The sequence below is a fragment of the Inquilinus ginsengisoli genome (assembly GCF_050434925.1).
GTDB lineage: Bacteria > Pseudomonadota > Alphaproteobacteria > DSM-16000 > Inquilinaceae > Inquilinus > Inquilinus ginsengisoli_B.
The window spans coordinates 7,226,044-7,250,602 of the sequence record NZ_JBNDJK010000001.1 but is presented as its reverse complement, the minus strand read 5'-3'; the positions used below and the strand labels follow the sequence as shown (position 1 = coordinate 7,250,602).

The window sequence follows — 24,559 nt, the reverse complement described above, 5'->3', positions numbered from 1 at the left end:
TTCCCTTTATTGTCATGCCCGGGCTTGACCCGGGCATCCAGGGAATGTCGATGCCGCTCTGAGTGACCCCTGATGAGGTGGACGGCCCCCGAACGGCATCAGTGTGCCAGGATGAGGCTGTCAAAGATCTCATCGAAGGAGGCCGTCCGTGACCGAGATTACGCGCATTGGGATGGACACGTCGAAGAGTGTTTTCCAGCTGCACGGGGTGGATGCAGCGGAGCAGGTGGTGCTGCGGAAGAAGCTGCGGCGTCAGGACGTGCTGAAGTTCTTCGCCAAGCTGCCGCCGTGCCGGGTGGGGATGGAGGCCTGTGGTGGATCGCACTACTGGGCTCGGGAGCTGCAGGCGCTGGGCCATCAGGTGGAGTTGATCCCGCCGCAATACGTCAAGCCGTACGTGCCGCGCGGCAAGACCGACGCGGCGGATGCCGAGGGGATCTGCGAGGCGATGAGCCGGCCGAAGGTGCGGCAGCGCCTGGTGCCGGTGAAGAGCGCCGAGACCCAGGCGGCTTTGATGCTGGCCGGGCTGCGCGAACGGCTGGTGCGGCAGCGGACCCAGCTGATCAACACGATCCGCGGCTATGCCTCCGAGTTCGGGCTGGTCGCCGCCAAGGGCCCGGCCAAGATCACGGCGCTGTTGCGGCGGATCGAGGAAGATCCGACGGTGCCGGAGACGGCGCGGGCCCTGTTCGCCGAGCTGGCCTGCGAGCATGCCCGGCTCGAGGTGCAGGTCGAGGCCGCCGACGCCCGGCTGATGGCCTGGCACCGGCAGGACGAGGCGAGCCGTCGCCTGGCCGAGATCCCCGGCATCGGGCCGGTCGGCGCGACCATCCTGGTGCTGAGGGCGCCCGAGCCCCAGCGCTTCGGCTCCGGCCGCGACTTCGCCGCCTGGATCGGCCTCACGCCCAAGAACCACAACACCGCCGGCAAGCAGCGGCTCGGCGGCATCACCCGCGCCGGCGACGAGGCCTTGCGCAGCCAGCTCGTGGTCGGCGCCACCTCCGTGATCCGGCAGGTCAGCCGCGGCACCAGCCGCTCGGCCCCGCCCTGGCTGCTCGATCTCGTCGCCCGCAAGCCGGCCAAGCTCGCCGCCGTGGCGCTGGCCAACAAGATCGCCCGCATCGCCTGGAAGCTGATGGTCTCCGGCGAGCGTTATCGCCCCCAACCCGCCGCCGCAACCCTCGGCGCCTGAGAGCTCCGCGGCGAGCGGGAGCCCTCACGGGCTCGCCCGCTCCCGCTGAGGCCGGACCTGCAAGCTGACGAGCAGATGATTGGGATCGATCGATCCAAGCCGGGAGACACTCCGTGCAATCCAGTGGCGCCTCAACGTCTCGCCCCTGTCTGGAACTCCCGCCGTGGATATCATCTTGGCCAGCGGTCATCGCGACCGCACTCAACAGGCCGGACATATGGATGCTAGCGATCCGCTCCCTGACCATGCCCAAATGCCTTGCAGGCAGGGGGCCGTCCACATATGGATTGCCGGGTCAAGCCCGGCAATGACAGTGGAGGAGGGGAGCCGGCTCTGATACGCCGGACATCACCATGACCGTCCACGTCGTCGGCAACGCCTGTCTCGACACCCTCTACCGGCTCCAGCGCTTCCCGGAGCCGGGGGAGACGGTGGTGGCCGACGGCATGGCAGAGGATCTGGGCGGGAAGGGGCTGAACCAGGCGGTCGCGGCGGCGCGCACCGGCGCCCGGGTCCGGCTGCTCGCGGCGATCGGCTCCGACCGGCCGGGCGAGGCGGTGGCCGAACGGCTGGCAGCGGAGGGGATCGACGCCGCCGGGCTGATCCGGCTGGATTGTCCGACCGACCGGTCGATGATTCAGGTCGACGCCGCCGGCGAGAACACCATCGTCAGCGTCACCGGCTGCGCCGACCGCTTCGCCCCGCCGCAGGGCACCGACCTCGACGCGGCGCTGCGGCCCGGCGACCTGCTGCTGATGCAGGGCAACCTGCGCATCGCGGCGGTGCGCGACGGCTTCGCCCTGGCCCGCAAACGCGGTACCGGCACCGTGCTGAATCCATCGCCGATCCGCGACTCCTACGCCACCGTTCTGCCGCTGACCGACCTGCTGGTGGTCAACCGGGGCGAGGCCTGCCGGCTGGGCGGCGATGCCGACCCGCACCGGGCGGCGCAGGCGCTGCTGCGCCGCGGCGTGCCCATGGTCGTGGTCACCCTCGGCGCCGCCGGCGCCTCGCTGGTCACGGCGGAGGGGCGGCGGGACTTTCCCGCCCCCGCGGTGACGGCGGTCGACACCGTCGGTGCCGGCGACCTGCTGTGTGGCGTGCTGGCCGGGCTGCTCGACCTCGGCGCCGCGATCGAGACGGCGCTGCCCGTCGCCATCCAGGCCGCCGCCATCGGCGTGACTCGGCCGGGCGTCCTGTCTTCCTTTCCGACACGGGCGGAGATCGCAGCGATCCTGCCTGCTGGCCTGGCCCGAGGAGGGGCCGAGCGATGACCGAGACCAAAGCGGTGGCCGAGAATCGCGGCCACGCCATCCGCGACATCTTCGGCCGGACCAAGGCGGTGATCGGCGTCGTCCACCTGCTGGCGCTGCCCGGCGCGCCGCAGTATCGCGGTGGTGGGGTCGACGCGATCGCCGACCGCGCCATGGCCGACGCCGAGGCCTATCTGGCCGGCGGCTGCGACGGGGTCATCGTCGAGAATCACGGCGACATCCCGTTTTCCAAGCCCGACGACATCGGGCCGGAGACGGCGTCGCACATGGCGGTGATCGCCGACCGCATCCGGCAACAGTTCGGCAAGCCGATCGGCATCAACGTGCTGGCCAACGCCGCGGTCCCGGCCTTCGCCATCGCCTCGGCGGCGCAGGCGGCCTTCATCCGGGTGAACCAATGGGCCAACGCCTATGTCGCCAATGAAGGCTTCGTCGAGGGCGAGGCGGCGCGGGCCCTGCGCTACCGCGCCCGGCTGCGGGCCGACGGCATCCGCGTCTTCGCCGATGCCCATGTCAAGCACGGCGCCCACGCCATCACCGGCGACCGGCCGGTGGAGGAGCTGGTGCGCGACGTCGAGTTCTTCGACGCCGACGCGGTCATCGCCACCGGCCAGCGCACCGGCCACGCGGCCGATCTCGACTACATCCGCACCATTGCCGGCGCCACCACGCTGCCGTCGCTGGTCGGCAGCGGCGTCACGCCGGACAACGTCAACGCCATCCTCGACGTGGTCGACGCGGTGATCGTCGCCAGCGCGCTGAAGCGGGACGGGGTGTGGTGGAACCCGGTCGACCCGGAGCGGGTGCGCCGCTTCATCGCCGGCATCGACCGGTAGGGTCAGAGACCGGTCTCTCAGCCCAGCTTGCGTTCCTGCAGGATATTGCCGCCGTCCACGACGAGCAGCGAGCCGTTCACATAGCTCGCTTCGGCCGAGGCCAGAAAGGCGACGGCCGCCGCCACCTCGTCGGGCGTTCCCGCCCGGCCGGGCGGCGTGTGCCGGGCCGCGATCCGCTCTTCCTCCGTCGAGGCCCCGGTCTCGATCCAGCCCGGCGCGACCGCATTTGCGGTCACCCCGTACCGGGCGACCTCGAGGGCCAGGGCGTGGGTCAGCCCCACCATCCCGGCCTTTGCCGCCGAATACGCCGCCTCCCCGGGATTCGAGACCAGGGGACCCGTCACGGACGCGACATTGACGATGCGGCCGCCCCGCCCGCTTTCCGTCATCGCGCCGAGGAAGGCGCGCGTCACCAGGAACGCCGTCTTGAGGCTGACGTCGATCCCGGCGTCCCAGTCGGCTTCGTCCAGTTCCAGGAACGGGCGCTGCACAGCGGGCGCGGCCACCGAGCCCATGCCCGCATTGTTGACCAGGATATCGACGGCGCCCACGTCCTGGCGCAGGCGCGAGACTTCGGCGGCCTTGGTCAGGTCCGCGGTGTAGGAGGTCACGTCCAGGCCTTCCGCCCGCAGTTCCGAGGCCCGGGCATGGATGCGGTCGGTCGCGCCGGTGATGAAGACGGTGAGGCCCTTGTCCGCAAGCCTGCGCGCGATCGCGATGCCGATGCCGTCCCTGGCGCCGGCGCCGGTGACGAGGGCTGTGGTGAAGACGGTCATCGCATCGGCCTCCCGGGTCTCGCAGACGAATGGGCCTCAGTAGCCGGCGGTGACGCCGAAATCGATCGGCAGCGCCACCCCCGTGATCGGCGCCGCCTTGTCCTCGCACAGGAACTGCACCAGCCGGGCCACCTCCTCGGCCCGGATGAACCGCGCCGACCGGCCCTGGGGATAGTGCTTGAGCAGATTGGCCCGATAGCCGTCCTGGTCGCCGCCGCCATAGATCTCGGCCTGCCGCTCCAGCATCGGCGTCGCCACATCGGCCGGGCAGACGGCGTTGACCCGGACGCCCTGCGGCGCCAGCTCCAGCGCCAGCGCCTTGGTCAGGAGCACGAGCCCGCCCTTCGAGGCGCAGTAGACGGCAGCGCCGTTGTTGCCGACCAGGCCGGCATCCGATGCGATGTTCACCACCGCGCCGCGCGACCGCACCAGATGGGGAATGGCCGCCGAGATCATGAAGAAGGCGCCCTTGAGATTGACGTCGAGGACGCGGTCCCATTCGTCTTCCGCGACCTCCGCCGAGGGTCCTTCGAGCCAGATCCCGGCGGCGTTGACCAGCACGTCGATGCCTTGGCCCCATGCCGCTGCCTGCTCGACCGCGCGGCGGCATTGCCCGACCGATCGAATGTCGAGCTCGATCACGGTGCCGTCGGCCTTCATCTCCGCCAGCACGGCCGCGGCAGCCTCGATGCGATCCCCCGGCAGATCGGCGATGGTGATCCTGTCGCCCGCGGCGGCGAAGGCCCTGGCGATCTCGATCCCCATGCCGCCGGCCCCGCCGACGACAACGACGTGGCGGCCAGCCTTCATATGACGCCTCCGTAGTAGGCGAACTCTTCCGCGGTCACCTCGGCGGCGAAGCGGACATATTCGGCCCGCTTGAGCGCGACGAAGACGGCGGCGAGCCGTTCGCCCAGCGCGTCCTTGATGAAACCGGACCCGGCGGCCCGTTCGATCGCCGATCGCCAGTCGGGCGGCAGCACGCCGTCGTCGCCGCTGCTGTAGGAGGACGCTTCCGCATCCGGCTGAAGCCGGTTCCGGATGCCGTGGCGCATGCCGGCGAGAACCGTCGCCGCCACCAGATAGGGGTTGGCGTCGACGCTGGGCGATCGATGCTCGAAATGCCGGTTCGCCGGGCTGCCGGCGGGCACCCGGATCGCGACGCTGCGGTTGTTGCGTCCCCAGGTCGGGGCCGTCGGGGCGTAGCTGTTGCGGGCAAACCGGCGCCAGGAGTTGAGGTTGGGGGCGAACACCAGCATGGACTCCGCCATGGTCTGCTGCACCCCGGCGATCGCGTGCCGCAGCAGCGGCGCCAGGTCATCGCCCTCGTCGGCGAAGAGGTTGCGGCCCGACGAATCCGCCAGGCTGGCGTGCAGATGCATGCCGGAGCCGGCGCGGTCGGCGAACGGCTTGGCCATGAAATTCGCCCGCATGCCGTGGCGCAGGGCCAGGCCCCGGACCAGGCGCTTGAGCATCACCAGGTCATCGGCCGCGCGCAGGCCATCGTCGCGATGGCGCAGGGTCAATTCGTACTGGCCGGGGGCGTATTCGGAGATCAGCGTCTCGACCGGCAGCTTCTGCACCGCGGCGCAGTCGTAGAGCGCTTCGGTGAAGGGGGTGAGCTGGTCGAGCGCGTCCACGCTGTAGACCTGGTTTCCGCGCGGATGATCCCCGGTCAAAGGCATCCGCGCGGCCCTCGGCTTGCCGAAGGCGTCAGGCTCCGCGTCGAGGAGATAGAACTCCAGCTCGAATGCCAGGACGGGGGACATGCCCATCGACCTGCACCGCTCGATCTGGCCCGCCAGAGCGTGGCGCGGGTCGGCCGCCATCGGCGAGCCGTCGAGCTCGTACAGGCTGACCCGGACCTCGCCGCGCCGGGGCGAGGTCCAGGGCAGTTCCACGAGAGAGCCGGGAATGGGCCAGGCCGAGCGGTCGGCGTCGCCGTCATCCCACACCAGCCCGGTCTCCTCGACATCGGCGCCGGAGACGTCGAGCCCCAGGATCGACCCCGGCAGGTGGCGGCCGGAGCGGAAGAGCGGGCAGGAGCTCGTGCCGCCGGATGATCTTGCCGCGCGCCACGCCGTTGGCATCGATCAGCACGAGGTCGAAGGCCGCGATGTCCTCATGCTGCGCCAGGAAGGCCTCGGCTTCCTCGATCGGCGCGGCGCCGATGGGCCGGGCACCGCTCATTTGGCCACCGCCCCAGCCATCAGTCGCGACAGGACCTGCCCGAAGCCGGCGACCAGCCCTGCCACCTGCGGTTCGGAGGTCGTCGGCGCCACCAGGACCATGTTGTGGAACGGAGTCAGAAGATAGCCGCGGTTGAGCAGCGCGAGATGAATCGCCTTCTGGACCACGGGAATGGCCGCGGCGCGGGCTTCGGCCGCATTCCTGACCAGGCTGGGTGCGAACACGACCTCCAGCCTGGCGCCGACGCGGCTGACATGCCAGGGCAGTCCGGCGTTTTCGATCGCGGCGGAGAACCCCGCTTCGATCCGATCGGCGAGCCTGTTCATCGTCTGGTAGGCCGCGCCGGTCATGACTGTCTCCAGGCACGCTCGCAGGCACGCCAGCTGCAGCGCGCTTCCCGACAGCGTCGTGCCGATTCCGGAGTGGCCGATGCCGCTCTTGGCGGCCCGGACGGCGTCGAGCCGGCCCGCGATCGCCTCGGTCATGCCCCAGACCGCCACGGGCACGCCGCCGCCGACGGGCTTGCCGACGACAAGGATGTCGGGCTCGAGCCCATGGATCTTGGTGTAGCCGCCGAGCCCGGTCGAGATCGTGTGCGTCTCGTCGATGTGCAGCAGCGTTCCGTGCGCCCGGGTCAGCTCGCGCAGCGCTGCGTGGAATCCGGCCTGCGGCAGGATCATGCCGCAATTGGTCATCACCGGCTCGGCAACGACGCTCGCGATCTCACCGGTCGCCAGCGCGGCTTCGAGGGCGGGTAGGTCGTTGAAGGGGATGCAGACCGTGGTCTCGGCCAGGTCGACCGCCTGGCCCAGCAGGTTCTCGCGGCCGACCGTCCGCCCGTCCTCGATATCCACCAGCGTCTCGTCGGCCGCGCCATGGTAGCAGCCGTCGAACACCAGGATCTTGCGCCGGCCCGTGACGGCGCGCGCGACCCGGAAGGCGAAGCGGTTGGCGTCGCTGGCCGTGGCCGTCACCTGCCACCGCGACAGGCCGAAGATCTGTGACAGGAGGCGGCCGACCACGCCAACATCCCCGGAGGGCAGCATGGTGGTGAGGCCGATCTCGGCCATCCGCGCCAGCGCGTCGACAATGGCCTTCGGCCCATGCCCGAACATGGCGCCGGTGTCGCCCAGGCAGAAGTCGACGGCGGCGTTGCCGTCGATGTCGGTTACGTCGCTGCCCTTGGCGGTGGCCAGCACCATCGGGAACGGCATCGGCCAGTCGCGCATCCAATGCAGCGGCACCTGGTTGAGGAAGCCGGACGAGGTGTCGTCGAACACGGCCTTGCTGCGAGGGTGCCGGTCGACGAAGGTCGCGGTCTCTTCGGCGAGGATCCGGTGGGCAGCGGCGGATATCGCAGCGACGCTCCCGCGAGCGCCATGCTGCGGGCTGGACTGGCTATCGAGCACTCCGGATCCCCTGTGTCGTCGAATTGTGATCACAATGCTTCGGGAAAATGGCGGCTGTCAACCTTGAGCGGGGCTGTTTCATTGCAGGGCAAGGCTTCGCCGGGATGATGGTCAGGCTGGTTCCATCATCTGGCGGCATTGTCGAAAAATGTGATCACAAACTGCGGATTGCCGATGGTTCAATATGCCAGCGTCTGACGCAACAGATGCATGGCATCCAGGATGTCGGCCCGGATCGCGACATCGAGGGCATCCTGGTCGCGTCGCCTGATGGCCTCCAGGGCCATCTTATGCTTGTCCACGATCGTCGGGGTCTCGCTCATGTCGTACACGCTGCGCATGAACGGGCCGAACTGCATCCATACGCTTTCGAGCAGCGGAACGAAGACCTGCGACCCGCCGGCGCGGTAGAGCTCGAAGTGAAACCGGTAGTTCTCCAGCATGTAGGCGTCGGCGTTGCCCAAGCCGTAGTTCGAATTCATGCTGGCGTCGGACGCCTCCATCCTGGCGAGACGGTCCGCATCGAGATGAGGAAGCGCCCAGCGGGCACAGGGCGGTTCGAGCTGAAGCCGGGCCTGCATCAACTCCTCGAACCGCTGCCGTGTCAGGTCCGGGACGCTGACGCGCCCGTTGCGCCTGACCTCCAGCGCCCGCTCGCCCGCGAGCCGATTGATGGCTTCGCGCACTGGCATCAGCCCGACGTCGAGGCTGGACGCTATGCCGCGCAGGCTGACACCGGTGCCGGGCTTGAACCGGCCGGCGATCAGCTGCTCGCGCAGCGTCTGGTAGACCTGCTGCTGCTGCGTCGCGAGATCCCGCATGGGCCATGCACCGTCGATGTTCAGGTCCACGCCTACAACACTCGGTGGATGCCGGGCTAGCCCGCCGTGCCGCAGTACCGGGCCACGAACAGGGCGAAGGCCTCGACCCCGGCCAGGTATTCGGCCACCGGCACCCGCTCCTGGAAGGTGTGGCAGTTCGAGATGTCGCCCGGCGCGCAATAGACCGTCGGGATGCCCAGCTGGTTCGCGGTGAAGGACCCCTCGGACCAGAAGGGCGCGCCCTCGATCGCACCGCGGCCCGGCATCGCCGCCCGCACCGACTCCTGCAGCAGCGCCACCGGCGCCGCCGTCGGGTCGGTCTCGAACGGCATGCCGCCGACTGGGTGGTCGCGGCCGGCCGGGAAGGCGATGTCGACCGTCACCTCGGGGTCGGTGACGGCGCCGCGGATCACGGCCTCCAGCTCGTCCTTCGCCCGGCCGAGATCCTCACCCGGGCGCAGCTTGCGGATCAGGCTCAGGCTGCAGCGTTCCGGCACCGCGATGTAGCCGCCGGCCTCGATCCCGGTGACCAGCAGGAAGCCGCGCCCGATCAGCTCGTGCTCGCCGCGGCCTTCGAGGTCGGCCGAGTGGCGCCACAGGGCCGACAGGATGGCGTGGCCGGCCTTCAGCGCGTCGACACCCTTCTCCGGCATGCCGAAATAGGCGGACCGGCCGGTGACCGCGATCTCGGCGATGAAGAAGCCGATCTGGGCCGGGAACACGGCCAGTTTGGTCGGCTCGACATAGATCGCGAAATCGGCGTTCGGGATCTCGCCGCGCCGGATCTTCGGCACCACCGCCTTGATCCCGGCCGAGACGCCGGTGCCCGGCTCGCCACTCTCCTCATCGGCGATGAAGACGAAGACGATGTCGCCGTCCAGGGTGCAGCCGGCGCGGTCCAGCGTGGCCAGCGCCGACAGGCCGGTGCAGATCCCCGCCTTCAGGTCGCCCGAGCCGCGGCCCCAGATCTCGCCGTCGACGATGGCGGCGGAGAACGGATCTTCGCGGACGTCGCCGGCCCAGTGCTCCTCCCAGCCGCGGACATGCACGGTGTCGAGATGGCCCAGCACCATCAGGCGCCTGCCTTGGCCCTTGCCCTTGCGCACGCCCCAGACCACCGGCCGACCGGGCAGGCAGTCCTCGACCGTGACGCCGTCGCAGCCCAGGCGCCCCAGCTCGTCGGCCACCAGCGCGCCGAACGCCGCCTCGGTGCCGGTGACGCTGGGGGTGCGGATGGCGCGCTGCAGCAGGTCGACCGCGGCCTCGGCGTCGATCGCGGCGCGGATGCGGGTGTGGAGGTCCTCGGCCATCACGTGAATGCCGCCTCGCGGCCCTCCGGGGTCCAGATGCCGCGGACCTTGGGCTCGCCGCTATGCACGCCCTCGACCGGCACGATAGTGGCGCGGCGGACGAAGGCCTGGGCCCGGAAGCCGTAGATCACCGTGTCGCCGACCCGCACGGTCTGCCCGGCCTCGGGTTGCAGCTTGCCGTAATAGTCGATCATCGCCGGCGCCGGGATCGTCGCCGGCACCGCCTGGCGCAGCGCCGCATCGGCGTCGCCGCCGACCAGCGCCTTGACCGGATAATCCTTGAACACCGGGTCGACATAGAGGCCGCCGCCGAAGCAGAACGGCGTGCCCTGGTGGATGTGCGAGATCTCGCTGAGATACAGCATCGCCGGGTTCTCCGGCAGGTCGCGGATGGCGTGCAGCGGCGTGGTGCCGGTCAGGGCATGGCCCGGCTCGACCTGGGTGGCGCCGGCCTCGGCCAGCACCTGCATCACGGCGGCCGAGTTGGTGCCGGGGGTGTTGACCACGAGGTCCTTGCGGCCGGTCGCCGCCAGCCGCCGGGCCGTCGCCTCCAGCGTGCGCAGGTTCGGGGTCGGGGTCACCACGCCGGTGGCCTCGTCGAACAGCAGGGCCGGGAAGCTGGTGATGCCGGCGAAGCGGCCGCCCGGCCGCTCGTCCAGCAGGTCGGCCACGCGCTCGATCTCCTCCGCCGCGAAGCCGCCCTCATGGCCGTCATAGAAGCGGTCGCCCTGGGCGAAGATGCGGGCGACCAGGCCCTGCACATGACCGCCCGCCGCCGCGGCATCCGCTGCCTCGGCCGCTTTCTCGGCGTTGAACACGGTCCAGATCTCCGGCCGCATCCGGGCGCCTTCGCGGGCCTCGCCGCGCGGGACCTGCGACAGATGGCCGAGATGGCCGAGCCTGTGGCCGGCGCGATGGATCGGCCGGGCGCAGGCCATGTCGACGGCGACGAAGCGGTCGATGCCGCCGGCCCGGATGGCGTCCAGCGCCGGGGGGTTGCGGCCGAACTGCTTGGTCATGGCGTAGACGGTCAGGCCCAGCCCCTTCGCCGTCGATGCCAGCGCCGCCGCATTGGCGCGCATGGTGTCGAGGTCCAGCAGGTAGGAATTGGCCGGCACCGCGCCGGACTGGTGCAGCGTCACCGCGGCCTCGACGAAGGCGCGGTTCTTGGCGATCAGGGCGTTGAGAAACATCGGCGGGGTCCCGGTCAGGCGGCGGCGCGGACGGCGCCGGTGATGAGGTCGACGAGGTCGCGGGCGGTGACGTCCGGGATGCGGACATCCCCGGCCTTGCGGCCGTGGCGCAGCACCACGGCGCGGTCGCAGGTCTCGATCACATGCTGCATGTTGTGGCTGATCAGCAGCACGGCGACGCCCTGCGATTTCAGCGTCAGGATCAGCTCGTTGACGTGCTTGGACTGCTCCACCCCCAGCGCGGCGGTCGGCTCGTCCAGGATGACGATGTGCTTGCCCCAGCCGACGGCGCGGCCGATGGCGACGGCCTGGCGCTGGCCGCCGGACAGCCGCTCGATCGGCACGCCGGACGGCGGCACGCGGACCTTCAACTGCTCCAGGATCCGCGTCGACTCCGCCGCCATCGCCCGCTTGTCGAGCCAGCCCAGCGCCCGCAGCAGCGGGTTCGGATGGAAGATCTCGCGGTGCAGGAACAGGTTGGCGGCGACATCCAGCTTGCCGACCAGGGCCAGTCCCTGATGCACCGTCTCGATGCCGCAGTCGCGGGCATCCTGCGGCGTGGCGATCTGCACCTCGCGGCCGTCGACCCGGATGGTGCCGGCGGTGGCGCGGTACAGGCCGCTGATGCAGCGCGTCAGCGTGGTCTTGCCGGCGCCGTTGTCGCCCAGCAGGGCCAGCACCTCGCCGCGCCGGACCGCCAGGTCGACGCCGGACAGCGCCTCGACCGGGCCGAAATGCTTCGACAGGCCCTGGACCTCGAGCACCGGGAGTTCATCGGTGGTCATTGCCGGGTCTCCCGCAGGCTGATCGCGACGGCCAGGATCAGGATTACGCCACGCGCGATCATCTGGTCGGACACGCTGAACCCCATCAGGATCAGCCCATTGTTGAGCACGCCCAGCAGCCAGGACCCGACCACGGCGCCGATCACCGAACCCTTGCCGCCGAACAGGCTGGTGCCGCCGATCACGACCGCGGCGATCACGGTCAGCACATCGGTCTCGCCCAGCGTGTAGCGGGCGCCGTGCAGCCGTCCGGCGTACAGCATCCCGGCCAGGGCCGCGGCCATGCCGGTGACGACGAAGACGCCGATGGTCACCCGCATCGTGCTGATGCCGGCGGCCCGCGCCGCCTGCACCTCGCCGCCGGTGGCCAGCACCCGACGGCCATAGGCGGTGTTGTTCAGCGCCAGATGGCCGATCACCAGCGCCGCCAGGGTCCAGACGAACAGCACCGAGACCGGGCCGATGTCGCCGGAGCCGAAGACGAAGGTGTAGGGGGCGCTGGTGATCGGCACCGATTCCAGGTTGGTCAGCACCCGGGCCAGGCCGGTGATGATGCCCATGGTGCCCAGCGTGACCAGCAGCGCCGGGATGCGCAGCGTCACGGTCAGCAGGCCATTGACCAGCCCGACCAGGGCGCCGGTCAGCAGGCCGGCCGGGATCGCCAGGGCCAGCCCGGCCTCGCGCATCACCACGGCGGTGACCAGCGCCGCCAGGGCCACGGTGGCGCCGACCGACAGGTCGATCTGGCCGGCGCACAGGGCGAAGGTCATGCCCACCGCCATGATCGTCACCGGTGTCGTCTGCCGGATGATCGTCATCATGTTCCCGGGCGTCAGGAAGCCCCGGTCGGACAGGGCGATGGCGAAGAAGGCGAGGATCGCCACGAAGCCGATATAGACGACGAAGGCGCTGAGCTGCCCGCCCCGGAACAGCCTGGCGACGGCGGTGGACATGGGAACTCCTGTGCTCCTGTGCGCGAAAGGGCAGGGGCTATTGCAGCGCCGTCTTGACGGTGTCGGGCAGCGGCTTGTGCAGCGACTGCTCCCAGGCGGCGGCGAGATTGGACTTGGTCGCCTTGACCAGCCCGACGGTGGAGAAGGGCGGCGCCGCCTTGCCCAGGAGGCCGTAGGCGGCGAGGGTCGCCATCGCCTGGCCGACCTCGTAGGGCATGTCGGCGACGGTGCCGTACACCGACCCGCCCTTGGCCATGTCGAGCGCATTGTTGGCGCCCAGGTCGTGGGTGACGATCTTGACGTCGGTGCGGCCCGCCGCCCGCAGCGCCTCGACCACGCCTTCCGCCGCCACATCCCAGGCGACGTAGATGCCCTTGATCTCCGGGTGCTGCTGCAGCATCGCCGAGGCGATGTCGAAGGTCTGCGGCTCGGCGGTGAAGCCCTTGGCGTCGACGATGACCAGGCCGGGGTGGTCCTTCTCCAGCACCGCGCGGAAGGCGCCGTCGCGGTTGTTGGTCACGAAGAACTCGGCGTCGTGATAGATGAAGCCGACCGCGCCCTTGCCGCCCAGCGCGTCGTTCATCAGCTGCGCCGCGGCGCGGCCCATGCCGATATGGTCGCCGGTGACGATGCCGACATAATCCTTGCCGGCGACGAAGCCCTGGGCGCCGTTGTCGGCCAGCACCAGCTTGACCCCGGCCGCATTGGCCCGGCGGAAGGCCTCGGCGCCCGCCACCGGGTCGACGATCAGGGTCAGGATCGCGCTCGGCTTCAGCGCCAGCGCGGTCTCGACGTCATTGGTCTGCTTGGCCGGGTCGAACTGCGCATCGGCGCGCGCGACCACGGCGATGCCGAGCTCCTTCAGCCGGTCCTCGGCCCCGGCGGAGAGGGCGTTGTACCATTCACCCGACCCGGCCCACAGCCGGGCCGCGCTGTAATGGCCGGCCTGGACCTTGGCAACCTCCTCCGGCGTCAGCGCGATCTGGCCGGCCGGGGTCGCCGGCTCGCCATTCGGGCTGGTCTCGGGCTTGCCCAGGTCGAAGCTGCTGGGCGTGTCGTAGAAGGGCTTCTGCGCCGCGGCTGGAACCGCGGTGAGGGCGACGGCGGTAAGCGCGGCGGCGGCGAGGGTGCGTCTCATGGCGGCTCCTCCCGTCACTTCAGCGCGTCGGCGACGGCATCGGGCAGCGGCCGGTGCAGCGACCCTTCCCAGCCCTGGGCCAGGTTGGCCTTGGTCACGGCGACCAGGCCGACGGTGTTGAAGGCCGGCGCCGGCTTCTTCAGCAGGCCATAGCCGGCCAGCGTCGCCATCGCCCGACCGATCTCATAGGGCTGGTCGGCGACGGTGCCGTACATCGACCCGCCCTTGGCCATATCCAGCCCGTTGGTGGCGCCGAGGTCGTGGGTCACCACCTTGACGTCGGTCCGCCCCGCCGCCCGCAGCGCCTCGACCACGCCCTCCGCCGCCACGTCCCAGGCGACATAGATGCCCTTGATCTCCGGATGCTGCTGGATCATCGCCGAGGCCAGGTCGAAGGTCTGCGGCTCGGCGGTGAAGCCCTTGGCGTCGACGATCACCAGGCCGGGGTACTTCTGCTCCAGCGTCGCCCGGAAGCTGTTGTCGCGGCCGTTGGTGATGAAGTACTTGGCGTCGTGATAGATGAAGCCGACCGCGCCCTTGCCGCCCAGCGCGTCGTTCATCAGCCCGGCCGCGGCCGTGCCCATCCCGGCGATGTCGTCGGTGACGATGCCGACATAGTCCTTGCCCGCCGTGAAGCCCTGCACCGGGTTGCTCAGCAGCACGGTGGTGACGCCCTTGGCCACCGCCGGCTTCAGCGCCGCGGCGCCCTGCACGGGATCCAGGATCAGGGTCAGGATCACGTCGGGGCTCAGCGCCATCGCGGTCTCGATGTCGTTGGCCTGCTTCGCCGGGTCGTATTGCGCGTCGGCGGTGGCGACGACCTCGATCCCCAGCTCGGCGAAGCGCGCCTTGGCGCCGGCGGTGACGGCGTTCACCCAGTCGCCGCCGCCATGCCACAGCAGCGCCGCCTTGTGCCCGCCGGCTTTCAGCGTGCCGATCTCGGCCTCGCTCAGGCTCAGGTCCTTGGCTGGAGACGGCGCGCTGCCGTCCGGGCCGGGCAGGGGCGCCGACAGGTCCAGCGCCAGCTTGTCCTTGAAGAAAGGCTCTTCCGCCAGGCCGGCGGCGGCGGGGGCGAAGGCGGCCAGCAGCGCCGCCAGGGCCAGGGTGCGTCTCATCGTGCTCTCCCCGTTTTCTTGTCCCGGTCTCGACCGCCGCGGCGCCCGGAAAGGGGCCCTACGATCCGATCGGGTCGCCCCAACAATGCGCGATCGGGATCGGGTCGTCAATTAGGCTATCAATTTGACTTATAAATTTTCGAAGCCTAGCTTCAGCGGTGCAAACAGGGGAGCGCCATGCTGCTGAAGGCGACCAATATCGAGCAGGCCAAGCTGATCAACCTGTGGGTCGTGTTCGATGCGGTGCGCCTGCACGGGCCGCTGTCCCGGGCCGACATCGCGCGGCTGACCGGCCTGTCGAAGCAGACCGTCTCCAACCTCGCCGACGAGCTGTACGAGGCCGGGCTGCTGCGGCCGGAGGGGCGCAAGGTCGCTGGGGTCGGCAAGCCGTCGATCCAGCTGGCGATCAACCCGGACGGCGGCTGCACCATCGGCCTGCAGCTCGACCGCGGCCAGGTGGTGGCGGTGGTCGCCGACCTGGCCGGCCAGGTGCGCCGGCGGGCGGTGCAGCCGATCGACACGTCCGGCCCGGACCAGGCGGTGCCGCGGCTGAAGCAGCAGATCGACGCCATCATCGCCGAGTCCGGCATCGCCCGCGACCGGCTGCTCGGCGTCGGGCTGGTGATGCCCGGGCCGTTCGAGGTCGAGGGGCTGGGGCCGACCAGCCTGCCCGGCTGGGACGGGCTGGCCATCGCCGCCGACCTGGAGGCCGCGATCGGCCTGCCGGTGTCGCTGGAGAACGACGCCACCGCCGCGGCCAGCGCCGAATGGCTGTACGGCGCGGCGCGGTCGCTCTCGACCTTCGTCTACGTCTTCCTCGGCATCGGCCTCGGCGCGGGCATGATGATCGACGGCCGGCCGTTCTCCGGCGCCGCCGGCAATGCCGGCGAGTTCGGCCATGTCATCGTGCATCCCGGCGGCCTGCCGTGCGACTGCGGCAACCGCGGCTGCCTCGAGGCCTATCTGTCGCTCAACGCCGCCTTCCGCGACCTGGCGGGGCAGGGGCTGGCATTGGAGTCGATCGAGGCGTTCGAGCGCGAGATCGCGCCGGACGACCCGCGCCTCGACGGCTGGCTCGAGGCCGCCATCGAGCCGTTCCGGATCGGCCTCAACATGCTGGAGAACATCTTCGACCCGGAGGCGATCCTGCTCGGCGGCGACGCGCCGGACTGGCTGCTGGAGCGGCTGGCCGAGCGGGTGCAGCCGCTGTACCGCTCGCTCGGCTCGGGCCGGCGCCGCCGCTGGCCGCGGCTGATGCGGGCGACGCTGGGCCGCGACGCCGCCGCCCGCGGCGCCGCCGTGCTGCCGCTGTTCCGCACCCTGAATCCGAGCTATGTCCCGCTCAGCGCGCCCGAGAAGCCCGCCGCGCTGCGCCTCCGGATCAGCACCGCCCTGTCGTAGCGGCCGCGAGGGCCGGATTGCGCGCTATTGGTGCGCGGACAGGACGGCTTCCCGCGACAGGTACCCGATCCGCGAACCGTCGGCGGCCTTGACGTCGAGGCCGGGGAGATCGCCGGCCAGGATGAGAGCCAGGGCATGGTGGAGGCTGGCGGTGGGGGCAACGGAGTCGCCGGAGTCCTGCAATGCCGGCGGTGCCATGGCGCCCGCGACCTCGATCAGGCTCAGCCGCTTGATCGCCCGGTCGGGGCCGAGGAAGCTCTCGACGAAATCATCGGCGGGCCGGGCCAGGATCGCCGCCGGCGTGTCGTATTGCAGCAGCCGGCCGTCGCGCATGATCGCGATCCGGTCGCCCATCTTGATGGCCTCGTCGAGATCATGGGTGACGATGACCACCGTCTTGCTGACCTTCCGCAGGATCTGCCGGAACTCGTCCTGCAGCCTGACGCGGGTGATCGGGTCGATTGCGCCGAACGGCTCGTCCATCAGCATGATGGCGGGGTCGGCGGCCAGCGCGCGGGCGAAGCCGACGCGCTGGCGCTGCCCGCCGGACAGCTCGTGCGGCAGGCGGCTGCGCATGACCGCGGGGTCGAGGCCGACGAGGTCGAGCAGCTCGTCGATGCGCCGGTCGGTCTTCGGCCGGTCCCAGCCCAGCAGCCGCGGCACCGTCGCGATGTTCCGGGCGATCGTCATATGCGGGAACAGCCCGACCTGCTGGATGACGTAGCCGATGCTGCGCCGCAGCTCCTTCGGGTCGGTCTGGGCGACATCGCGGCCGTTCACCAGCACGCGGCCGGACGTCGGCGTTTCCAGCCGGTTGATCATCCGCATCGTCGTCGTCTTGCCGCAGCCGGACGGGCCGATCAGCGCGACCGTGGTGCCGGCCTCGATCTCCAGATCGAGGCTGTCGACGGCGTGGCGGCCGCCGCCCTCATAGGTCTTGGTGACGTGATCCAGTCGTATCATCGGCGTGTTCCGAGGGTCATCGTCTACGGGCGAAGGATCGTTCCAGCCAGCCGAACAGCAGCTCGGCCAGGATGGCGAGCAGGGCGATGGGCAAGGCGCCGACCAGCAGGCGCGGCATGTTCATGATGGCGATGCCGGCGTTGATGAAGTCGCCGAGGCCGCCGCCGCCGATGAACGACGCCAGCGCCGCGCCGCCGATGACCTGGATCGCGCTGGTCCGGACCCCCGCCAGGATCGAGGGGACGGCCAGCGGCAGCTCGATCTGCCACAGGATGTCGCGCCGCCCCATGCCCATGCCGTTGGCAGCATCGAGCAAAGCGGGGTCGATTTCCCGGATGCCGATGATGGTGTTGAGGAGCAGCGGCGGGACCGCGAGCACGATGAGGGCGACGACCGAGGGCAGCAGGCCGATGCCGAGGAACGGCATGGCCGCCGACAGGATCGCGAGGCTCGGGATCGACCGCAGCGAACCGGCGACATTGATTGCGGCGAAGGCGGCGCGCGGCGCCCTGGCGACGAGGAATCCGAGCGGCATGGCGATGACCAGCGCGATCCCGAGCGAGATGGCGCACATCAGCAGATGGCGGTTGAAGGCGCTGAAGAACACGCCCGGATTCGCCGTGATCCAGTGGAAGGCGTCGACCAGGATCATGCCGCCGGCCTTCCGCTGCGGCGGCGCAGGATCTTCTCGATCGACGCGAACAGGTAGTCGGTGGACAGCGCCAGCGCCGATGTCAGGAGGCCGCCGGCGATGATCTTCTCCGGAAACCGTTGGTCGATGCCTTCGAAGATGATGACGCCGAGGCCGCCCGCATTGATGTAGGCGGCTACGGTGGCGATGCCGATCACCGTGACCGCGGCGATGCGGATGCCGCCGACGATGAAGGGCATGGCCAGTGGCAGCTCGACCTCCCAGATGCGGCGGGCGGTGCCGTACCCCATGCCGTGCGCGGCATCGAGCACGTCGCGCGGAACCGCCTGGAAGCCGAGCCCGATATTGCGGATCAGGATCATCAGCGAATAGGCGGCGAGGCCGGTGATGGCCGGTTCCGCGCCGATCCCCATGATCGGGATGAACAGGGCGAACAGCGCCAGGCTCGGGATCGCGAACAGCACGCCGGTGACGATGACGATCGCGCCGAACGTCCGCGGCCGGCGGGCGGCCCAGATGCCGACGATCAGCGAGATGACCAGCGCGATCCCGACCGAGGAGAAGACCAGAGCGAGATGCTCGAGCAGGGCTTCGAGCAGCCGGTCGATGTTCTTCGGCACCCACTTCATCGGGCGGCGACTTTCACCATGATGCCGCCAGCAGCCGGTCGGAGTCCTGCGCCCGTTTCGGCAGGGAGTCGTAGGCCGCGACATCCGGCGTGGCGAATTGCGAGAGGCCGAGCGACGCCAGGATGCGGCGTCCCCGATCATCGTGGTGCGCCCGCAGCAGCGCTCGCCGGAGTATCGAAACCGTCTCGGCCGGCTGCCGGCGCGAGGCGACGAGCAGGGGAACAGGGGTCACCTGGGTCGTCGCGATGATCCGCAGCGGCGCCAGGGCCTCCGGCTCATGCGTCTCAAGCAACTGCCAGGCATAGGCGTCGATCGCGCCGACATCGATCCGGCCGGTCGCGATCGCGTCGACGACGCCGTTCGGATTGAGCAGGGGGCCGATCGCTGTCACCGGTGACTTCGGTCTCGGCAAGCCGGCGAGGAAGGCGCGCGGCGCGTGATAGCCCGACTGGGAATCGCGCACCGTCCAGCCCCAGCGCAGGGCCGGAAGGTCGGCGGGATCGAACGTCGCATCCCGGGCGGCGACGATATGGCTCGCATAGAGCGGGCGGCCATCCGCCCATGGGGCGGTCGAGACCGGGGCCGCCAGGGCGACCGGCCGCTCATCGGCCGAGAGCAGGGAGAAGGGATAGCCGCACATGAAGGTCGCGCCCAGATCCGGCCTGGCCCAGAGCTCCGACAGCGGGGCGGGAGCGGCATGGGCAATGACCTCGAGCTGGATGCCGGACTCCTCCGACAGCCAGGCGAACAGGTCGTCCCAAAGCCCGCGGACCTTCGGGCCGACATTGTACATCCGGGAGCAGGCGATGAGCGGAGGGACGGTCGCCATGGCCGGTCACGCGAACCGCAGCCGCTGGCCGATCTTCAGCGCCCTGGCCTTGTCGACCATGGCCGCGCCGAGCGCGACATCGGTGGTGCTGAGGCCGCGGTGCCAGAACAGGATGGTCTCGCCGTCGCTCTCGCGGCCGGGCTTCAGGCCGCAGACGATCTGCCCGATCTCGGCATGCAGCGTTTCCGCCGTGACCTTGCCCTCGTCGACATGGCGGCGCAGCGCCCCGAACGGCCGGCCTGGGCCGCATTGCCCCCAGTCGTCGACCACGACCTTGTCCATGATGTCGGTGAGGTCGAATTCCAGCGCGCTCATCGTGCCGTAGGGCACGACGAAGGCGCCCTGCTTCACCCATTCGGTCCTGAACAGCGGCGTGGGTTCGGGCAGCCGGCTGGCCTCGACCATGATGTCGGCGCCGTCGAGGCAATCCTGCCAATTGTTCGTGACGATGATCCTCTTGCCGAGATCCCGTTCCAGGCGCTCCGCAAAGGCATTCCGGCTTTCCGGGCGGCGGGAGTGGATGCGGATCTCGGCGAAATCGAACAGGTGATCGAGCAGGCGGACATTCCAGTACGAAGTGCCGCGGGCGCCGATATGGCCGAGCACCTTGCTGTCCTGGCGGGCAAGGTATTTCGCGCCGAGCGCCGTCACCGCGCCGGTGCGCATGTCGGTGATCGCGGTCGCGTCGACGATCGCCTTCGGCACGCCGGTGTTCGGATCGAACAGGTTCAGCACCGCCATCTCGGAAGGCAGGCCGAGCTTGTAGTTGTCGACGAAGTCGCCGACCACCTTGACCCCGGCATATCCCAGCGATTTGACATAGCCGCGCAGCACGTTGAAGTGCCCCTTGTCGGAGCTTTCGGGCACCAGGTGAACGCGCGGCTCGATCACCGTCTCGCCGCGGCCCTGGGCGTCGAGCGCCTTTTCCACCGCCGCGAGGATCTCGTCATTGCTGAGCGCCAGCGCCTTGGCGTCGAGCGCGTTCAGGTAGTCGATCCAGATTTCCTGCATTCCCGTTCTCCAGCGATGCGCGATCCGCGAAGCGGCAGGACCGGCTCCTGCCGCTTCGTCGGATGTCAGGGCAGCAGCCCTTTTTCCTTCAGGAAGGCCTCGGCGACGTCCTTGGCCTCCTCATGGTCGTTCTCGACCTTGGCGTTGAGGACACGCATGGTGGCGTTGTCCAGATGGGACCCCAGCGAGTCCAGGATCTCCGCCACCTTCGGGTTGGCGTCCAGAACCTGCTGGCGGACGACCGGGGCGACGTAGTAGGGCGGAAACAGGCCCTTGTCGTCGTCCAGCGCGACGAGATCCTGGGCGCCGATCTGCCAGTCGGTGGCGGCGCCGTTGACGACATCGACCTCCTTCTGGGCCAGTGCGTCGTAGCGCAGGCCGAGCTTGGCGAACTGCTTGAATTCCTTGAATTCCGCATCGTAGACGCGCTTCAGGCCGGGCAGGCCGTCGGCCCGGTCCGGGAATTCGGCGCCGCCGCCGAACACCAGCGTGTTCGCCACCTTGGCCAGGTCCGACAGGCTCTTCAGGCTGTCGGCGTCCGCGGTGTCCTTGCGGACGACGATGACATAGCCGTTGTTGATGCCGGTGGGCTTCAGCCAGGTCAGGTTGAACTGCTTGGCATAGAAGGCCTTGACCTCGTCATAGACCTTCGCCGCATCGGTCGACATCGTGCCCTTGACCACGGCGGAGAGGGCGGTGCCAGTGTATTCCGGATAGAGGTCGATCTCACCGGTGGTCAAGGCCTGATGGGCGATCAGGGTGCCACCGAGGTTGATCTTGCGCTCCACCTCGAAGCCGGCGTGCTCCAGCAGCGCCGCATACATCTCGGCCAGGATGTACTGCTCGGTGAAGTTCTTGCTGCCGACCTTGATCGGGTCCGCTGCTGCGGCAGGCTTGAAGGCAATCGTGGCCATCACCGCGGCGGCGACGGCGGACAGGATCGACAGTCTCATCTTCATTCTCCCTGCTTGTTCTGTGTGAAGATCTCTCAGGAATTGCGGATGAGCTCCGCCATTCGTTGGAAATCCGCGCTCTGGGCGCGGTCCTCGACCAGTGGCGGCACATTCTGCCGGACCAGCCGGTAGGCTTCCCCCGTGCCCGCGCCCAGCTCGGTCTCCACGCCGCGCAGCTCCGCGGCCTGGGCGGACACGATGAGCTCGATGGCAACCAGGAAGCGCAGCCGGTCGATGATCGCCTCGGTCTTCGCCAGCACGGCGGGCGCCAGCGACGCCTGGTCCTCGACCCCGTCCGCCACCGGAATGGGCGTCAGCGAGGCCGGCAGGGCGAGGTGGCGAATCTCCGCTTCCAGGGCCGAGACCGTCTTCTGGACCGTGCCGAACCCCGTCCGGCTGCCGCCGAGCGGCGTCAGGAACCGCGGCAGGTCCGACATCCCGGCCGACATGATCTTCATCGTGCGGTAGGCAGTCGCCGCCGCGCCATGCGCCATCGCCTGGCCCAGCCGCTCCCAGGCCAGCACGAAGGCGGTCATGTCGAAATTGCCATGCGACAGGATCAGCCCTTCCGGCTCCAGCACCACCGGGTTGTCGCCGGAGCTGGCGATCTCGATCTCGGTGGCGGCCCGCGCCTCGCCGATGGCGTGCAGCAGCGCGCCCCAGACCTGCGGCGCGCAGCGATAGCTCAGCGGATCCTGCACCCGCCGCGCCGCCCCCTCGGCCAGCAGCGAGCTGCCGGCCAACAGTATGCGCAGCCGTGCCGCGACCATGCGTTGGCCGAAGGCCGGCCGCGCGGCCAGCGCGCGGTCGTCCAGCGCGGTCACATTGGCCCGGAAGGCTTCGAAGTTGAGCGCGACGGCCGCCAGCGACCAGTCGAACAGCCGCTCGACATCCGCCAGGCACAGGCAGGCCTTGCCGACCGACAGGCTGTTGGCGACGACGATGGCGTGGCCGTCCTTCGGGGCCAGCCGCAGCGGTTCCAGCCCCGCCCGGCGCAGCGCCTCGCCGGCCGCCATCACCTCACCGCCGAACTCGGCCTCGCCGTCGCCGAGCAGGGCGCGGCCCAGATGTGCGAGCGGCGCCAGATCGGCCGCGCCGATCGACCCCAGCGACGGCACCACCGGATGAAACCCGGCATTCAGCGCCGCGACGAGGCCGGAGAACACCGGCAGCGACACGCCGGCGCCGCCGGCCGCCATGCCGGCGATGCGCACCGCCATCATCGCCCGGACCGCCTCGCGCGGCAGGGCGGGGCCGACCCCCACGGCGCGGCCCAGCGGGACCCGTTGCTGGAACGCAACCAGATCGTCCGTCGCCAGGCGCGTGTCCACGCCGGCGCCGAGCCCGGTCGTCAGGCCATAGACCGGCACATCCGATGCGACGTAGCGATCGACGACGGCCCGGGCGGCCAGGATCCGCGCCTCGACCTCGGGGGAGACCACCACGTGGGCATCGCGCCGGGCGATGGCGACGATGTCGGCGACCGTCGGCGCCGCGGCGGTGAAGGACACGATGGGGGCGGCCGCGGTCACTCGTCTCTCCCGTTCAGAAGGGCGGCCGTCCTGGCCAGGCCCGAGCGCGCCTCCAGCCGGTATTTGTCGCCGGGGTAGGACAGCAGCGCGCAGGTCACCACCGCCGCGCCGGACCAGGTGCGGCGGAAGACCCTGAGGCATGGCTGGTCGGGCTTGCTGCCCAGCAGCTTCCGCACTTTGGCATCGGGCCTGACCGCTTCGACGAAGTGCTCGAACGCGGTGATCGGCGCCACCTTCGTCAGGTATTCGTTCGGGGTGGTCCGGGCGAAGTCGTTGGCCAGATACTCCGGCGCCACGATCGGGTTGACGTAGCGCTCCTCGACCTGGATCGGCTGGTCGTCCTCCAGATGGACGATCAGCGTATGCATCACCTCGACGCCAACTGCGAGATCCAGGGATTGCGCGATGGTTGCATCCGCCTTGATCCGGTCGGCGATCAAGACCTTCGCCGTGTGGCGATGACCGCGGCCGGAAATCTCGTCGGCGATGTTCCGGATCTGCAGCAGATCGATGTCCTGCCGCTGCGACGAGACGAAGGTGCCGAGGCCGGTGGCGCGCGTCAGCACCCCTTCGAACATCAGCTCCCGCAGCGCCCGGTTGGCGGTCATGCGGCTGACGCCGAACGAGGCCACCAGCTCGCTTTCGGAATAGACGCGGTCGCCGGGCTTGAACGTGCCTTCGGCGATCCGCGCCATGATCGCGTCCTTGATCCGCAGGTAATGCGGCGCCTCGCCCGCCGGCTTGGTCATGCCAGCCTCGCCGTGCCGAAATCGAGGACGGTCACACCGCGCGCGGGAACCCGGGCGCGGAACCCGATCTCCTGCCCCTGCCGCCAGATGTCGAATTCCAGCCCGTCGCCCGGCAGCACCGGCGCGGTGAAGCGGGCGGCGATGAAGCCGACATCCGCGAGCGCTCCGGACCCGGCTGTCCGGCCGATCGCATAGCCGGCATAGCCGAAGGTGCAGAGGCCATGCAGGATCGGCCGCGGGAAGCCCGCCCGGGCGGCATAGGCCGGGTCGGAGTGGAGGGGGTTCAGGTCGCCGTTCAGCCGGTACAGCAGGGCCGCATCCTGCGGCACGGCGATCGCGAACAGGGCATCCGGCGCGCGGGCCGGAACCGACGCCAGCGGCCCCGGCGGCGTTCCCGCCGATCCACAGCCTCCATCGCCGCGGCAGGCATTGGTCTGCGCGATGGTGGCGACCGGTGCCTCGTCCGCCAGCGTGACGATCGTCCGCTCGAAGGTCGCGAACATGCCCTTCTCGGGGCCGCGATCGACGATCGCGGTCATGCGGCTCCGCGACAGCAGCGGGGTGTCGATCGGGATCGGCCGATGGATCGTCAGGCGGTGCTCGGCATGCACCAGCCGCTGCCAGTCGATGCCGGCATCCTGCAGCCACGGGCCGGGATGGGCGACGACATTCGCCAGGGTTGGGGCCGGCAGGAGATCCCGCTCCTGAGTGCGCCGCAGATGGGCTTCGTCCAGCGGCTCCATGCCGTAACCGACGCTGAGCGCATAGAGGATGGCGTCGCGCGCCGCCACGGTCTGCCGGACTTCCGGGGCAGGAAACGCCATGATCGCGCGGGCCGACGCGGCCAT

General features: G+C 70.0%; 24 protein-coding genes. 4 read left to right on the top strand and 20 right to left on the bottom strand.

Going from position 1 to position 24,559, the window contains the following annotated elements; translation table 11 throughout:
* The first annotated feature begins 148 nt into the window (after positions 1-148).
* From QFZ27_RS34065 to QFZ27_RS34055, 3 genes are all read left to right on the top strand, one after another.
* Complete coding sequence (locus QFZ27_RS34065; protein WP_429230934.1) at positions 149-1,192, top strand: IS110 family RNA-guided transposase; 1,044 nt, start codon at positions 149-151, stop codon at positions 1,190-1,192.
* 353 nt (positions 1,193-1,545) lie between these two features.
* Positions 1,546-2,466: a ribokinase gene (locus tag QFZ27_RS34060; RefSeq protein WP_429230932.1), complete on the top strand. Its 921-nt coding sequence runs from the start codon at positions 1,546-1,548 to the stop codon at positions 2,464-2,466.
* Positions 2,463-3,302, top strand: coding sequence for a BtpA/SgcQ family protein (locus QFZ27_RS34055; protein WP_429230931.1), 840 nt, complete (start codon positions 2,463-2,465; stop codon positions 3,300-3,302). Before QFZ27_RS34060 ends, QFZ27_RS34055 begins: the two co-directional genes overlap by 4 nt.
* A gap of 17 nt (positions 3,303-3,319) precedes the next feature.
* On the opposite strand, the gene QFZ27_RS34050 is transcribed toward QFZ27_RS34055, so the two are convergent.
* From QFZ27_RS34050 to QFZ27_RS34000, 11 genes are all read right to left on the bottom strand, one after another.
* Positions 3,320-4,078 (bottom strand): SDR family NAD(P)-dependent oxidoreductase, encoded by a 759-nt coding sequence (locus QFZ27_RS34050; protein ID WP_429230930.1) that lies wholly within the window; start codon positions 4,076-4,078, stop codon positions 3,320-3,322.
* A 36-nt stretch (positions 4,079-4,114) separates the two neighbouring features.
* Complete coding sequence (locus QFZ27_RS34045) at positions 4,115-4,888, bottom strand: SDR family NAD(P)-dependent oxidoreductase (RefSeq protein ID WP_429230929.1); 774 nt, start codon at positions 4,886-4,888, stop codon at positions 4,115-4,117.
* Complete coding sequence (locus QFZ27_RS34040; protein ID WP_429230927.1) at positions 4,885-6,168, bottom strand: glutamine synthetase family protein; 1,284 nt, start codon at positions 6,166-6,168, stop codon at positions 4,885-4,887. Before QFZ27_RS34040 ends, QFZ27_RS34045 begins: the two co-directional genes overlap by 4 nt.
* Before the next feature lie 96 nt (positions 6,169-6,264).
* Entirely contained in the window at positions 6,265-7,677 is a 1,413-nt protein-coding gene (locus tag QFZ27_RS34035) for a transaminase (RefSeq protein ID WP_429230926.1), read from the bottom strand.
* A 179-nt stretch (positions 7,678-7,856) separates the two neighbouring features.
* A complete protein-coding gene (locus tag QFZ27_RS34030; RefSeq protein WP_429230924.1) occupies positions 7,857-8,528 on the bottom strand; it encodes a GntR family transcriptional regulator in 672 nt (223 codons plus the stop codon).
* Between the two features lie 26 nt (positions 8,529-8,554).
* Positions 8,555-9,808, bottom strand: coding sequence for a M20 family metallopeptidase (locus QFZ27_RS34025; RefSeq protein ID WP_429230923.1), 1,254 nt, complete (start codon positions 9,806-9,808; stop codon positions 8,555-8,557).
* Positions 9,808-11,001, bottom strand: coding sequence for an alanine racemase (locus QFZ27_RS34020; RefSeq protein WP_429230922.1), 1,194 nt, complete (start codon positions 10,999-11,001; stop codon positions 9,808-9,810). The genes QFZ27_RS34025 and QFZ27_RS34020 overlap by 1 nt, the downstream gene beginning before the upstream one ends.
* A gap of 14 nt (positions 11,002-11,015) precedes the next feature.
* Positions 11,016-11,786, bottom strand: a complete 771-nt coding sequence (locus QFZ27_RS34015) for an ATP-binding cassette domain-containing protein (RefSeq protein ID WP_429230920.1) — start codon at positions 11,784-11,786, stop codon at positions 11,016-11,018.
* Positions 11,783-12,739 carry an ABC transporter permease gene (locus QFZ27_RS34010; protein ID WP_429230919.1) on the bottom strand — a complete coding sequence of 319 codons (957 nt, stop codon included), beginning with the start codon at positions 12,737-12,739 and terminating at the stop codon, positions 11,783-11,785. Before QFZ27_RS34010 ends, QFZ27_RS34015 begins: the two co-directional genes overlap by 4 nt.
* Positions 12,740-12,776: 37 nt before the next feature.
* Positions 12,777-13,877 carry a substrate-binding domain-containing protein gene (locus QFZ27_RS34005; RefSeq protein WP_429230918.1) on the bottom strand — a complete coding sequence of 367 codons (1,101 nt, stop codon included), beginning with the start codon at positions 13,875-13,877 and terminating at the stop codon, positions 12,777-12,779.
* Between the two features lie 14 nt (positions 13,878-13,891).
* Positions 13,892-14,992, bottom strand: coding sequence for a substrate-binding domain-containing protein (locus tag QFZ27_RS34000; protein ID WP_429230917.1), 1,101 nt, complete (start codon positions 14,990-14,992; stop codon positions 13,892-13,894).
* Between the two features lie 177 nt (positions 14,993-15,169).
* Here QFZ27_RS34000 and QFZ27_RS33995 point away from each other — a divergent pair, with 177 nt between their 5' ends.
* Entirely contained in the window at positions 15,170-16,393 is a 1,224-nt protein-coding gene (locus tag QFZ27_RS33995; RefSeq protein WP_429230915.1) for an ROK family transcriptional regulator, read from the top strand.
* Positions 16,394-16,417: 24 nt separating this feature from the next.
* Here QFZ27_RS33995 and QFZ27_RS33990 read toward each other — a convergent pair whose 3' ends face one another.
* From QFZ27_RS33990 to QFZ27_RS33950, 9 genes are all read right to left on the bottom strand, one after another.
* On the bottom strand, positions 16,418-17,356 hold the full coding sequence (locus QFZ27_RS33990) for an ABC transporter ATP-binding protein (RefSeq protein WP_429230913.1): 939 nt from the start codon (positions 17,354-17,356) through the stop codon (positions 16,418-16,420).
* Positions 17,357-17,372: 16 nt separating this feature from the next.
* Positions 17,373-18,008 (bottom strand): ABC transporter permease, encoded by a 636-nt coding sequence (locus QFZ27_RS33985; protein ID WP_429230911.1) that lies wholly within the window; start codon positions 18,006-18,008, stop codon positions 17,373-17,375.
* Positions 18,005-18,628, bottom strand: coding sequence for an ABC transporter permease (locus QFZ27_RS33980; protein ID WP_429230909.1), 624 nt, complete (start codon positions 18,626-18,628; stop codon positions 18,005-18,007). Before QFZ27_RS33980 ends, QFZ27_RS33985 begins: the two co-directional genes overlap by 4 nt.
* Before the next feature lie 22 nt (positions 18,629-18,650).
* Positions 18,651-19,466, bottom strand: a complete 816-nt coding sequence (locus QFZ27_RS33975; RefSeq protein ID WP_429230907.1) for a phosphate/phosphite/phosphonate ABC transporter substrate-binding protein — start codon at positions 19,464-19,466, stop codon at positions 18,651-18,653.
* A 6-nt stretch (positions 19,467-19,472) separates the two neighbouring features.
* Positions 19,473-20,477 carry an ornithine cyclodeaminase family protein gene (locus QFZ27_RS33970; protein ID WP_429230905.1) on the bottom strand — a complete coding sequence of 335 codons (1,005 nt, stop codon included), beginning with the start codon at positions 20,475-20,477 and terminating at the stop codon, positions 19,473-19,475.
* Between the two features lie 65 nt (positions 20,478-20,542).
* Complete coding sequence (locus QFZ27_RS33965; protein WP_429230903.1) at positions 20,543-21,430, bottom strand: glycine betaine ABC transporter substrate-binding protein; 888 nt, start codon at positions 21,428-21,430, stop codon at positions 20,543-20,545.
* 35 nt (positions 21,431-21,465) lie between these two features.
* On the bottom strand, positions 21,466-22,962 hold the full coding sequence (locus QFZ27_RS33960) for an HAL/PAL/TAL family ammonia-lyase (RefSeq protein ID WP_429230901.1): 1,497 nt from the start codon (positions 22,960-22,962) through the stop codon (positions 21,466-21,468).
* Entirely contained in the window at positions 22,959-23,711 is a 753-nt protein-coding gene (hutC, locus tag QFZ27_RS33955) for a histidine utilization transcriptional repressor HutC (RefSeq protein WP_429230899.1), read from the bottom strand. The genes QFZ27_RS33960 and hutC overlap by 4 nt, the downstream gene beginning before the upstream one ends.
* Positions 23,708-24,559 (bottom strand): MaoC family dehydratase, encoded by an 852-nt coding sequence (locus QFZ27_RS33950; protein WP_429230897.1) that lies wholly within the window; start codon positions 24,557-24,559, stop codon positions 23,708-23,710. Before QFZ27_RS33950 ends, hutC begins: the two co-directional genes overlap by 4 nt.

Coding starts and splice junctions, on each gene's coding strand:
- QFZ27_RS33985 (WP_429230911.1), bottom strand. CDS start 18,008: ATGATCCTGGTCGACGCCTTCCACTGGATCACGGCGAATCCGGGCGTG.
- hutC (WP_429230899.1), bottom strand. CDS start 23,711: ATGACCAAGCCGGCGGGCGAGGCGCCGCATTACCTGCGGATCAAGGAC.
- QFZ27_RS34050 (WP_429230930.1), bottom strand. CDS start 4,078: ATGACCGTCTTCACCACAGCCCTCGTCACCGGCGCCGGCGCCAGGGAC.
- QFZ27_RS33965 (WP_429230903.1), bottom strand. CDS start 21,430: ATGAGACTGTCGATCCTGTCCGCCGTCGCCGCCGCGGTGATGGCCACG.
- QFZ27_RS34055 (WP_429230931.1), top strand. CDS start 2,463: ATGACCGAGACCAAAGCGGTGGCCGAGAATCGCGGCCACGCCATCCGC.
- QFZ27_RS34060 (WP_429230932.1), top strand. CDS start 1,546: ATGACCGTCCACGTCGTCGGCAACGCCTGTCTCGACACCCTCTACCGG.
- QFZ27_RS34010 (WP_429230919.1), bottom strand. CDS start 12,739: ATGTCCACCGCCGTCGCCAGGCTGTTCCGGGGCGGGCAGCTCAGCGCC.
- QFZ27_RS34005 (WP_429230918.1), bottom strand. CDS start 13,877: ATGAGACGCACCCTCGCCGCCGCCGCGCTTACCGCCGTCGCCCTCACC.
- QFZ27_RS34020 (WP_429230922.1), bottom strand. CDS start 11,001: ATGTTTCTCAACGCCCTGATCGCCAAGAACCGCGCCTTCGTCGAGGCC.
- QFZ27_RS33970 (WP_429230905.1), bottom strand. CDS start 20,477: ATGCAGGAAATCTGGATCGACTACCTGAACGCGCTCGACGCCAAGGCG.
- QFZ27_RS34045 (WP_429230929.1), bottom strand. CDS start 4,888: ATGAAGGCTGGCCGCCACGTCGTTGTCGTCGGCGGGGCCGGCGGCATG.
- QFZ27_RS33975 (WP_429230907.1), bottom strand. CDS start 19,466: ATGGCGACCGTCCCTCCGCTCATCGCCTGCTCCCGGATGTACAATGTC.
- QFZ27_RS34040 (WP_429230927.1), bottom strand. CDS start 6,168: ATGCCAACGGCGTGGCGCGCGGCAAGATCATCCGGCGGCACGAGCTCC.
- QFZ27_RS34000 (WP_429230917.1), bottom strand. CDS start 14,992: ATGAGACGCACCCTGGCCCTGGCGGCGCTGCTGGCCGCCTTCGCCCCC.
- QFZ27_RS33950 (WP_429230897.1), bottom strand. CDS start 24,559: ATGGCCGCGTCGGCCCGCGCGATCATGGCGTTTCCTGCCCCGGAAGTC.
- QFZ27_RS33995 (WP_429230915.1), top strand. CDS start 15,170: ATGCTGCTGAAGGCGACCAATATCGAGCAGGCCAAGCTGATCAACCTG.
- QFZ27_RS33990 (WP_429230913.1), bottom strand. CDS start 17,356: ATGATACGACTGGATCACGTCACCAAGACCTATGAGGGCGGCGGCCGC.
- QFZ27_RS34015 (WP_429230920.1), bottom strand. CDS start 11,786: ATGACCACCGATGAACTCCCGGTGCTCGAGGTCCAGGGCCTGTCGAAG.
- QFZ27_RS34025 (WP_429230923.1), bottom strand. CDS start 9,808: ATGGCCGAGGACCTCCACACCCGCATCCGCGCCGCGATCGACGCCGAG.